11 protein-coding genes are annotated in these 12,190 nt (G+C 33.3%); 10 read left to right on the plus strand and 1 reads right to left on the minus strand.

The features are described 5' to 3' along the window. Window positions 1-148: 148 nt before the first annotated feature. The 9 genes from LQ677_RS12085 (at window position 149) to LQ677_RS12125 (ending at window position 8,781) form a co-directional block, all read left to right on the plus strand. Window positions 149-1,747 (plus strand): L-lactate permease, encoded by a 1,599-nt coding sequence (locus LQ677_RS12085; protein ID WP_037589894.1) that lies wholly within the window; start codon window positions 149-151, stop codon window positions 1,745-1,747. 23 nt (window positions 1,748-1,770) lie between these two features. After that, the gene (locus LQ677_RS12090; RefSeq protein WP_126477901.1) at window positions 1,771-2,724 is read left to right on the plus strand and encodes an L-lactate dehydrogenase; all 954 of its coding nucleotides are present in this window, start codon (window positions 1,771-1,773) and stop codon (window positions 2,722-2,724) included. Between the two features lie 628 nt (window positions 2,725-3,352). Further along, complete coding sequence (locus LQ677_RS12095; RefSeq protein ID WP_025906313.1) at window positions 3,353-4,189, plus strand: YitT family protein; 837 nt, start codon at window positions 3,353-3,355, stop codon at window positions 4,187-4,189. A 208-nt stretch (window positions 4,190-4,397) separates the two neighbouring features. Next, a complete protein-coding gene (locus LQ677_RS12100) occupies window positions 4,398-5,201 on the plus strand; it encodes an ABC transporter ATP-binding protein (RefSeq protein ID WP_025906315.1) in 804 nt (267 codons plus the stop codon). A gap of 15 nt (window positions 5,202-5,216) precedes the next feature. Continuing rightward, a complete protein-coding gene (locus LQ677_RS12105; RefSeq protein WP_037590409.1) occupies window positions 5,217-6,221 on the plus strand; it encodes a FecCD family ABC transporter permease in 1,005 nt (334 codons plus the stop codon). Continuing rightward, window positions 6,218-7,234 carry a FecCD family ABC transporter permease gene (locus tag LQ677_RS12110; RefSeq protein WP_126477902.1) on the plus strand — a complete coding sequence of 339 codons (1,017 nt, stop codon included), beginning with the start codon at window positions 6,218-6,220 and terminating at the stop codon, window positions 7,232-7,234. The genes LQ677_RS12105 and LQ677_RS12110 overlap by 4 nt, the downstream gene beginning before the upstream one ends. A gap of 181 nt (window positions 7,235-7,415) precedes the next feature. After that, entirely contained in the window at window positions 7,416-7,955 is a 540-nt protein-coding gene (gene amaP, locus LQ677_RS12115) for an alkaline shock response membrane anchor protein AmaP (protein ID WP_025906320.1), read from the plus strand. 21 nt (window positions 7,956-7,976) lie between these two features. Continuing rightward, a complete protein-coding gene (locus LQ677_RS12120; RefSeq protein WP_369919472.1) occupies window positions 7,977-8,204 on the plus strand; it encodes a DUF2273 domain-containing protein in 228 nt (75 codons plus the stop codon). A gap of 61 nt (window positions 8,205-8,265) precedes the next feature. After that, complete coding sequence (locus LQ677_RS12125; RefSeq protein ID WP_037590412.1) at window positions 8,266-8,781, plus strand: Asp23/Gls24 family envelope stress response protein; 516 nt, start codon at window positions 8,266-8,268, stop codon at window positions 8,779-8,781. A gap of 41 nt (window positions 8,782-8,822) precedes the next feature. Here the strand turns inward: LQ677_RS12125 and LQ677_RS12130 are convergent, their stop codons facing one another. Further along, window positions 8,823-9,980 carry an MFS transporter gene (locus LQ677_RS12130; protein ID WP_206166735.1) on the minus strand — a complete coding sequence of 386 codons (1,158 nt, stop codon included), beginning with the start codon at window positions 9,978-9,980 and terminating at the stop codon, window positions 8,823-8,825. 359 nt (window positions 9,981-10,339) lie between these two features. Here LQ677_RS12130 and LQ677_RS12135 point away from each other — a divergent pair, with 359 nt between their 5' ends. Further along, a complete protein-coding gene (locus tag LQ677_RS12135) occupies window positions 10,340-11,698 on the plus strand; it encodes a YjiH family protein (RefSeq protein ID WP_037590415.1) in 1,359 nt (452 codons plus the stop codon). Window positions 11,699-12,190 lie beyond the last annotated feature (492 nt).

Below are 12,190 nucleotides of genomic sequence, written 5' to 3' on the forward strand. Positions count from 1 at the left end.
AAAAATAATTCGTGAATTTTTTCACAAAATATGTGTCAAAGCTATTGACCTCAGGGGATTGAGGTGCTATATTTACATTGTGAAAAACATCACAAACGTTAAAGATGCGCATCTTGAAAAAATAAAATTAAGAAAGAAGTTGTTCATTGTGCTACTAAATAATATAAATCCATTAGACAACGTTACACTATCAGCAGTTGTTGCTAGTATACCGATTATATTATTTCTATTATGTTTAACAGTTTTTAAAATGAAAGGTATTTATGCATCTATTACAACACTTATTGTAACTTTAGTCATTGCATCATTTATCTTCGAATTACCACATACTGTAGCGATTGGTGCTATAACAGAAGGGTTCTTTCAAGGTATTCTTCCAATAGGCTATATCGTCGTAATGGCAGTATGGTTATACAAAGTTTCAATTGGTACAGGACAATTTAGTATCATTCAAGATAGTATTTCAGGTATTTCTCAAGACCAACGTATCCAATTATTATTAATAGGTTTTAGTTTTAATGCATTTTTAGAAGGTGCTGCTGGGTTTGGTGTTCCTATCGCAATATGTAGTGTATTGTTAATTCAAATTGGTTTTAAACCTTTACAGGCAGCAATGCTTTGTTTAATTGCTAACGGAGCAGCGGGTGCTTTTGGTGCGATAGGTATTCCAGTTGGTATTATAGATAGTTTAGGTCTTCACGGTAATATTTCAGCGCTTGAAGTATCACAGATTTCAACACTTACACTTCCAATCTTGAACTTCTTTATTCCATTTTTACTAGTCATGATATTGGATGGATTTAAAGGTGTAAAAGAAATTTTACCGATGATTCTTGTTGTAAGTACAACTTATACAGGCTTACAAATATTGATTACGTATTTCCAAGGTCCAGAATTGGCTGATATTATTCCACCATTATTATCTATGGTTGCATTAGCAATTTTCTCAAAATATTATCAACCAAAAAATATTTTCAGAATTTCAGATCAAGAAGTATTGGAAACAAAGAAACATTCTGTTAAATCCATTATGTATGCATGGAGTCCATTCTATATTTTAACGATTTTCGTCATGATATGGAGTGCACCGTTTTTCAAAGCTTTATTTGCTGAAGGTGGTTTACTTTCTTCATTAGTATGGAATATAAGTATTCCGGGAACATTTAATGAAATTACTAATAAACTGATCACATTAAAAATCGACATCTTTAGCGCAACTGGTACAGCAATATTAATCTCAGTTGTGATTACAATATTAATTTCGAAACACTTTAAATTTAGTGACGCATTCAATTTACTAGGCGTAACAATTAAAGAATTGTGGTTACCAATTTTGACAATTTGCTTTATTTTAGCCATTGCTAAAATCACAACTTATGGCGGACTAACAGCTGCAATGGGTCAAGGTATTGCAAAAGCTGGTAACATTTTCCCAATACTATCTCCAGTATTAGGTTGGATAGGTGTATTCATGACTGGTTCAGTCGTTAATAACAACACTTTGTTTGCACCAATTCAAGCGTCAGTAGCAAGTCAAATTGGTACAAGTGGACCATTGTTAGTTGCAGCAAATACAGCAGGTGGTGTAGCAGCTAAATTAATCTCACCACAATCTATCGCGATTGCAACAGCTGCTGTTAGAGAAGTTGGTAAAGAGTCTGAATTGCTCAAAATGACTTTGAAATATAGTGTCGGATTCTTAATATTCATCTGTGTATGGACATTTATTTTAACAATAATTTTATAAATATAAATTGAGGAGCGAATATAATGAAACAATTCAAAGGTAAAAAAGTCGTATTAGTAGGTAATGGTGCAGTAGGTTCAAGTTATGCATTTTCAATGATAAACCAAGGTATTTGTGATGAATTTGTCATCATAGACTTAGATAAAAAGAAAGTTATCGGGGATGTCATGGATTTAAATCATGGTACAGTATACGGACCATCACCAATTAAGGTTAAATCAGGTGACTATAAAGATTGTCGTGATGCAGACTTAGTAGTTATTTGTGCAGGTGCAGCACAAAAACCAGGTGAAACAAGACTAGATTTAGTAGCAAAAAATATGAAAATTTTCAAATCAATCGTTACTGAAATTATGGACTCAGGATTTGATGGTATATTCTTAATTGCAACTAACCCAGTAGATGTATTAACTTATGCAACTATGAAATTCTCTGGTTTACCAAAAGAACGTGTAATCGGATCAGGTACTATATTAGATACAGCAAGATTTAGATATTTATTAAGTGAAGAATTCGATGTCGCACCACAAAGTGTACATGCAAACATTATCGGTGAACATGGCGACTCAGAATTACCAGTATGGTCTCACGCTAATATTGCAGGTAAACCATTAAGAAGTATTATTGAAAAAGACGAATCACGTAAACATAGAGTAGAAGAAATATTTGTACAAACTCGAGATGCAGCCTATGAAATTATAGAAGCAAAAGGCGCAACTTATTACGGAGTAGCAATGGGGTTAATGCGTATTACAAAAGCCATTTTAAATAACCAAGATGTGGTGTTGACAGTGTCTGCATATTTAGAAGGCGAGTATGGACATGAAGGCGTGTATATAGGCGTACCAGCACTTATAAACAGATCAGGCATTAGAGAAGTCATCGAAATGCCATTAGATGAAGAAGAAAAATCATTATTCGATAACTCTGTTAAAGTGTTGAAAGATATACAAGCACCATTTGAAAAAGAATTTTAATAGTAAGATATATCAGGGATTTAATATATGAAGATTTTAGTAGTACCGACAAAGTCTAGAAAAGATTTTGTCGGTATTTTTTGTGGTAGTTTGAATTAAGGAGGATTTTGAAAATGAGCGAGATTGGATGCGGAAGATGATGGAAGACGTGAGTTAAAGGTGGAATAAACTCATAAGTCATGGCTTAAGTCCAGAGTAAAGCCAAGAGATCGTCTAAGTCATGGCTTAATGTCCGAATAAAGCCAAGAGATGAGCCAAGTCATGGCTTAATGTCTGAATAAAGCCAAGAGATAGTCTAAGTCTTGGCTTAACGACCTAATAAAGCCAAGAGATGAGCCAAGTCATGGCTTAAGTCCAGAGTAAAGCCAAGAGATCGTCCAAGTCATGGCTTAACGACTGAGTAAAGCCAAGAGATCACCCAAGTCTTAGCTTAACGCTCTAACTAAGCCAAGACATCATCTATTTCTCGCACCTCCATCACTTCCTTTAATTCAAATCACTTTTTTTCACATCATCATTCCTCATCCATTATATGATTCGTCTTCTATTTAAAATCGGCATGTTGAGGGGATTTGAGGATTGTGGTAGTATCTATATGTCTGTTAAAAAATATAGAGGAGGTAAGGTCATGAAAAATAGAATTTTACGAGATATGATATTAATTTTGGCAGGATCTTTTATTTTTGCTACGGGTGTTAATGCCTTTATCATTTCTGCTAATTTAGGTGAAGGTGGCGTAACTGGGGTTTCTTTAATCTTACTTTATGCATTCGATATTTCACCTGCATGGTCTACGTTTATTTTAAATGCTATTTTAATTGCGTTAGGTTATAAATTTTTAAGCAAGAGAAGTACTGTATATACGATAATAGCGGTTATTGCTATTTCTGTATTTCTAGGTCTGACTGAATCTTGGGTTGTGCATACGAATGAAATTTTAATTAACACAATCTTTGGTGGTTTCATGGTTGGTCTAGGTATAGGACTCATTGTATTATCTGGTGGTACGACTGCTGGGACGACGATTCTTGCTCGAATAGCGCATAAATATTTAGACGTAAATACATCATATGCTCTACTATTCTTTGACCTTATCGTCGTGATGTTCTCACTTACTGTAATGCCTTTAGAAAAAGCGTTACTTACAGTGATTTCATTATATGTAGGAACAAAAGTGATGGACTTTGTAATTGAAGGTCTCAATCCTAAAAAAGCCGTTACAATTATTTCTCAAAATCCCGATCAAATCGCTAAAATGATTGATGAACAAATTGGTCGTGGTTGTACGATTCTAAATGGTAGAGGCTATTATTCTAAGAAAGATACCGATGTCTTATATGTTGTTATTGCAAAGACACAACTTTCTAGAACAAAACGCATGATTAGAAAATTCGATGAAAATGCATTTGTTGTTGTCCATGACGTGAGAGACGTTCTTGGAAATGGCTTTTTAGTAGATGAATAATAATGTTTAAGAGGTTGGTACACGTTAATTGTGCCAACCTCTTTTTGTGAACGGAATACGAAAATATTCAGAAAATGATAGAAAAAGCTACTATTAAATGCTATAATACATGAATGTGAATGATGATAATGATTATCATTTACAAATATATACAATTAATGAAAATATCATATAAATAGAGTTTATTTTAATGGAAAGAGGGTTCTTTATGAATCGTTTAACGGGAGAAGCTATTTCAATAGGTTATGGAGACAAATTAATAGTTAATGAATTGAATCTTGAAGTACCAGATGGCAAAGTGACTTCTATCATCGGACCAAATGGTTGCGGTAAGTCTACTTTATTAAAAGCTTTAAGCCGTATTTTAAATGTACAAACAGGTCAAGTGTTGTTAGACGGTAAGAATTTGCATTCAACTTCAACTAAAGAAATAGCTAAAAAGATTGCAATTTTGCCCCAATCTCCTGATGTTGCAGATGGATTAACAGTTGGAGAACTCGTATCTTATGGTAGATTTCCTCATCAAAAAGGTTTCGGTAGATTATCTAAACAAGATAAAGAGGAAATTGAATGGGCTTTAAATGTAACAGGTACGCATGAATTTAAATATAGATCAATTAACGATTTAAGTGGTGGTCAAAGACAACGTGTTTGGATTGCGATGGCGCTCGCTCAAAAAACAGATATCATTTTCTTAGACGAACCAACTACTTATTTAGATATTTCACACCAATTAGAAATTTTAGAACTTGTACAAGAATTAAATAGAGAACAAGGTTGTACGATTATTATGGTCTTACATGATATTAACCAAGCAATCCGTTTCTCAGATCATTTAATTGCTATGAAGTCTGGTAAAATTGTTGCACAAGGTCAAACTGAAGAAGTTCTAACAAATGAAATATTGGAAGAAGTCTTCAATATTGATGCAGAGCTTTCTACAGATCCACGTACTGGAAAACCAATGCTTGTAACATATAATTTATTATGTAAGCACTATACGAAGTTATAAAAGGATGGCAACCCAATGACTCAGACTAAAACATTAAAAGCTAATCGCTATCCAATTATATTAACAGTTACAATCATTTTACTTGTAGCTGTTTTACTTCTGTCATTTTTATTTGGTGCAAAGACGACTTCAATACAAATGGTTTATGATGCGATTTTTCATTATAATCCTAAAATAGAAGAACATAATATATTAAGAGAAATCAGAATTCCGAGAGAAATAGGTGCTGTTATTGTAGGTATGGCACTTGCTGTATCCGGTGCTGTCATGCAAGGCGTTACACGCAATGGCTTAGCTGACCCTGGTTTATTAGGTCTGAATGCTGGTGCGAGTATGATGCTTGCGTTAACTTTAGCCGTTATACCTAATGCAGGCTATTTCACATTAATGCTTGCAGGGTTTGTAGGTGCAGCTATAGGTGGCATACTCGTTATGAGTGTAGGCTCATCTAAACGAGGTGGATTCAGCCCGATGAGGTTAGTACTTGCTGGTGCTGCAGTATCTGCGCTTTTAACAGCTGCAAGTGAAGGAATTGCTTTAATATTTAGATTAAATCAAACATTAACATTCTGGAGTGTTGGTGGTGTAAGTGGTACAACTTGGAAACAACTTATGATCTCTACACCAGTTGTTATTGTTATTTTAGTTGTTCTTATTTTTATGAGTAGACAACTTACTATACTTAGTTTAGGTGATACACTTTCTAAAGGATTAGGCCAAAATAGTACATTTGTAAGATACACAAGTTTAATTGCTACAATGTTCCTAGCAGGTATAGCAGTTTCAATCGTTGGACAAATCGCATTTGTCGGCTTAATGGTGCCACATATTGTTCGTTTTATGATTGGAACAGATTATAAACGTGTAATACCTTTATCAGCAGTACTTGGAGGCTTTATTCTGTTATTTGCAGATATGATTGCAAGAATGTTAGGAGAAGCACCTATTGGAGCTGTTATCTCAATTATCGGTGTGCCGTTCTTCCTTTATCTTGTTAGAAGGGACGGTAAAATACTATGATACATCCTAAAGTTATTAAAAAACAACGTATTACATTTATTATATTAGTTATCGCACTTATTGCTTCAATGGGATTTGCCATGACAACTGGTGAATTTAATATGTCCTTTACGCAATTTTTCAAGACGATATTTGGACAAGGTAATGAGCTAGATACAATGGTATTATTTGAATTTAGAATGCCTAGAATGCTCATCACAATACTTGCTGGTGCAAGTTTAGCGTTAAGTGGTGCAATCCTACAAAGTATTACGAAGAACCCTTTAGCAGAACCAGGTATTCTTGGTATTAATGCAGGAAGCGGATTTATGATTACACTATTTCTTGTTGTTGGTACGATTAAAGCAGGAGATTTTGTATATGTATTACCACTTGTAAGTATGCTCGGTGGTTTAGCAACTGCAATGGTTATTTTCATATTCAGTCATAAACGTGGTGAAGGCATAAACCCTGTAAGAATGGTCTTAATAGGTGTAGGTTTATCTACTGCTCTGAGTGGAGCATCTATAACAATTATGTCTACATTTGATCAAGATCAAATGGAATTTATCGCAAGATGGTTCGCAGGTAACATATGGGGAGATGAATGGCCATTCGTGTTCGCATTTATCCCATGGTTGGCGATTGTTATGCCATTCTTGTTCTATAAAGCAAATGTATTAAATGTATTAAGTACGAATGAACAAATTTCCGTTTCTTTCGGTATTAATAATAATAGAGAAAGAATTCTACTCGTATTTTTAGCTGTTGTATTATCATCAGCTGCAGTTTCAGTAGCAGGCGGAATTGGTTTCGTTGGCTTAATGGGACCACATATCGCAAGAAGTATTGTTGGACCTAGACATCAATTATACTTACCAATTGCAGTGTTAAATGGTGCGATTTTACTTGTTGTAGCAGATACAATCGGTAAAATTGTATTAGAACCTAACGGACTTCCAGCAGGTATTATCGTTGCAATTGTAGGTGCGCCGTATTTCTTATACTTAATGCAAAAATCAACGCATATATAATCATGAACTCTCTTTCTATAATGAAAGAGAGTTTTTTCGTGCTTATAATCACGACACATTCTAAGAATTATTAAAATTTCTCAAAAAAGTATACATAAATTATAAAATTTTGTTTTCAAAATCATTTTAGGGGTATAACAAGGAGTAGTAATAGAACTTTACATAGGAGGTGCAGTTGCCAGTGAGAAGATTAAAAAATTTTTTCCTAGGCTTATTCATAATAGTAGTTGTAGGCACGCTTCTTTTTATGTATTTGGATATTAGCCAAATTAAGAGCTATCAACAAGAATTATTAAAATATAATTGGTTTGAACCAACGTTGATTGCTTGTGCAGGCGTATTAATATTCTTTGGTATATTGATGTTCTTTGCAACATTTAAACCAACACATAAAAAGCCAGGCTTACATCGTGACTATGAGGATGGTCACATTTATATTACGAGAAATTCAGTTGAAAAATGTATTTATCGTACTATTCAAAAATACGATGAAGTACGTCAACCAAATGTTATTGCGAAACTGTATAATAAGAAAAATAAATCTTATGCAACAATCAAAGCTGATTTCTTTGTTGTTTCAGATACAGGTCAAATTCAAACATTAACAGATCGAATTAAATCTGATATCAAACAAAATGTTGAGCATTTCTCAGAAATACCTGTAAAAAATATTGAGATTAATGTCAGAGATCAAAAATCGAGTGACACAAGAGTTTTATAAGACTAAGGATAGGAGGTTCCGATTATGCCAAATGAAAATCAAGATCCAAATCAATTCATTAATTTTATTAAAGAATATAAATGGAGAATTATTGGTTTTATCGCAATGTTAATATTAGCAGTACTATTTTTAACAATTGGTTTTTGGAAAACAGTTTTAATCCTAGTCCTATGTTTAATAGGTGTAGGATTGGGGTATATTAAAGATTGTACACAGCAGTTCTTAAATTTCCTAAATAGAATAAGTTAGACTGCTTACAATATAAATAAAGAAAACAAACAAATTATAAATTAAAGGGAGAGAATCTATTATGGCAAACGTAGACAACAACAAAGCAAAAAGTAGTTACAATGAACAAACAGGGGTAAACGAACAAGAGCGCGAAGCTCAACAACAACAACAAGCTCAAGCTCAAGAGCAACAATTTTCAAATACATTATCATTTTCAGATGAAGTAGTAGAAAAAATTGCTGGTATTGCTGCAAGAGAAGTTAGAGGTATTTTAGATATGAAAGGCGGCTTTGCTTCTAGCTTAACTGATCGTTTCACATCTGGAAATAACGTAACACAAGGGGTTTCTGTTGAAGTAGGAGAAAAACAAGCAGCTGTAGATTTAAAAGTTATTTTAGAATATGGCGAATCAGCTCCTAAAATCTTCAAAAAAGTTGCAGACTTAGTTAAAGAACAAGTTAAACATATGACTGGACTTGAAGTTGTTGAAGTAAATATGCATGTTGATGATGTAATGAGTAGAAAAGAATACGAACAAAAAAATTCATCATCTGATGATGAAGGCCAATCAAAAGGCAATAAAGAATTACAATAATTTATAAAAAAGACGAGTGAGATTTTTCTCACTCGCTTTTTTTATGCTTTTTGCGCCTTTGGTTGTTTCTTAATCGTTAAACAAATTAGGAATGCAATAAAGCTTAATGCACCTGCTACATATAAACTAGATACGACATTAAAGTATGATACGAATATACCACCTAATAATGAACCAGCACCTATTCCTGCATTTAAACTTGACATGTTCCAACTCATTGCTGCACTTGTATCTCCTTCAATTTGAGAGATAATACCGATTTGGATAGGTGGATTTGATCCCCATTGGACAATATTCCAAGCAAATACACCAATTAATGTAATAACAAGTATCGGTAAGAATTGTTCAAATACAAGCATGAGTACTGTATAAGTACTTAATGAAATTAATAGCCACTTTTTACTACCTAGTGCATCTGTAATATATCCACCTAATGACGTACCGATAATTGCACCGATACCTGCAACAAGTAGTACGAGTGATACAATATTTAAATCATATCCATACACAGATAATAATGGACTAATATACGTTACGACAACATAATTTGCCGCTAATATAAGGAAAGTAATGCTTAAATATTTTACAATTTCTAAAGGATGAACGACTTTGTAATCTTGACTTTGGCTAGAAGATTCTAGCGTATCAATTTTATTACTTGCGACATTAAAAATAATAAGTATAAGCGCAATAATACCAACTGTAGAAATAAATACAAATGACATTCTCCAACCTACTAAGTCTCCTATTTTAGTACCTAGAGGAACACCAAGTACGTTCGCTGCACTGAAACCAGTATAAACAAGCCCAATCATTTTCCCACGTTCACTTGGATTTGAATACACAACAGTTAAAGATAAGATTTTCACGACAATAATTGCTGCAGCAGCTGAAGATAATATTCGACCTATTACAAGTATTGTAAAATTAGGTGAAATCGCAATAATCCCGTTTCCTAAAATAAATATAGCCATACTTACTAATAATACAGTCTTTGGTGAGACATTCTTAGTCAGTTTAACAAGTATGGGTCCGCTAATTGCGAATGTTAATGCATAAACTGTTACAAGTTGTCCTACAATTGCTTCTGATACATTCAAATCTTTACTCATTAAAGTAAGTATACCTGCAATCATTAATTCAACCATTCCCACAACAAATACGCTTAACATAAATGTAATTAATCGAGGTTTCGACATCATATTACTCCTTCTCTTTGACATATAATCATGATTATAACAGTGTGATTTGTAAAAATACAGATAAAATTTAATACCCGAACAATCAGAAATATAAGGTGTTTTTAAGGTATAAATTGAAAGAATTAATTGGAATTGTTCTATATATTATACGGATAATAAATAGTTGTTTGAAAATTAAAAATATTTCAAGAAAAAATATAATAAATACATTGGTATATTATGATTAATAATTCTTTTATTTTTACTAAAAATAATGACAGCGCTTACATAAAAATATATAATAAAATTAGAGATGAATAGTATTGAATATTTATTAATTATTGTGTATAGTTAGTCTTGCGTAAAGGAGAGAAAGTATGAAAGAGACGAGCGTTTTAGTAGGAAGGTTAAAGTTTATTATATTATCACTGTTAGGAATATATTTATTTTTAGTGCCTGTAACGGTAACTGACGATAAAGGGGAGAAGGAAACAAGTTTACCTGTTGCATACCTTGCAAATACAGCTTTAGATTGGATAGGTGACTATGCTGGGCTAATTATTATGCTTTTAATTAGTTTCTCTGCAGTAATGACATTAATCTATTCTACGATATTCAGTACTTCTACTAAGAGATCTATAACGAATGAATTATTTAACGTCAATTGGATTTGGGTCGTCATTAGAATAATAGGTGCGATATTTGCAATATTTATTTATTTCGATTTCGGACCAGGTGTAGTTGTAAATGAAAATACCGGATTAATGGTTTACAATGATTTATTACCAACATTACTTGCCGTATTTTTCTTTGCAGGTTTGTTCTTACCATTATTAATGGACTTTGGTTTATTAGAATTTTTAGGACCAATGTTTGCTCCAATTATGAGACCAATGTTTAAATTACCAGGTAGATCAACTGTTGATAATCTAGCATCATTTATTGGTGATGGTACAGTTGGCGTTATGATTACAAGTCAACAATATGAACAAGGATTTTATACACGTCGAGAAGCAACAGTTATTGCGACAACATTCTCTGTTGTATCTATCACATTTGCAATTGTCATTGCTCAAACAATTGGCTTAATGGATTACTTCTTTAAATTTTATTTATCCGTTATTTTAGCTTGTGTTGTAGCAGCTTTTATTATGCCTAGAATTTGGCCACTTAAACAAATTCCAGATAAGTATTCAAACGGTAGCACTGAGCAATTAAATGAATCAATTCCTAAAACACATAATCCAATATCATGGGGATTTGAACAAGCAACTCAAAAAGCTGTAAAATCACCTGACCTTAAACAATTCATTATTAACGGTGTGAAGACCGTGTTGGATATGTGGTTAGCAGTACTACCAGTCGTTATGACAATCGGTACTTTAGCTACTATAGTTGCTGAATATACACCAACATTTAGTATATTAGGCGCACCATTTGTACCATTATTAGAATTAATGCAAATACCATATGCAAAAGAAATGTCTGAAACATTATTAATCGGTTTCGCAGATATGTTCTTACCATCATTACTGATTAGTAATGTACCAAGTGATATGACAAGATTTATCGTAGGTGCTTTAAGTATTTCACAATTAATATATTTATCAGAAGTAGGGGGCGTTATACTCGGTTCAAAAATACCAGTTAGCCTAGGGAAACTATTTATGATTTATATTATACGTACAATCATAGCTCTACCGATAATCGTTATATTAGCTCATATATTCTTCTAAATTTAAAATAGCGACAGAGGCATGATGTGCCCCTGTCGTTTTTTATGTATGGGAATGGTTGGGGGAGATGAGGAGGTTTTGAGTCGTGGCTTAAGTGCTGAGTAAAGCCAAGAGATAGCTCAAGTCGTGGCTTAATGTCCGAATAAAGCCAAGAGATAGCCCAAGTCATGGCTTAATGGGTGAATAAAGCCAAGAAATCGCTAAAGTCATGGCTTAATGGGTGAATAAAGCCAAGAGATCGTCTAAGTCTTAGCTTAAGTGCTGAGTAAAGCCAAGAGATTGCTAAAATCATGGCTTAATGTCTGAGTAAAGCCAAGAGATCGTCCAAGTCATGGCTTAATGGGTGAGTAAAGCCAAGAGATCGCTAAAGTCATGGCTTAATGTCTGAATAAAGCCAAGAGTGTACTGAACCCAAAAATCTAAACCTTAATTAGTATATTATTTCAAAGGTTTGTCTCCTGTAATTTTTGGGAGATAAGCCTTTTAATTTTG

It is taken from the genome of Mammaliicoccus sp. Q-M61, from assembly GCF_022386055.1.
Classification (GTDB): domain Bacteria; phylum Bacillota; class Bacilli; order Staphylococcales; family Staphylococcaceae; genus Mammaliicoccus; species Mammaliicoccus sciuri_A.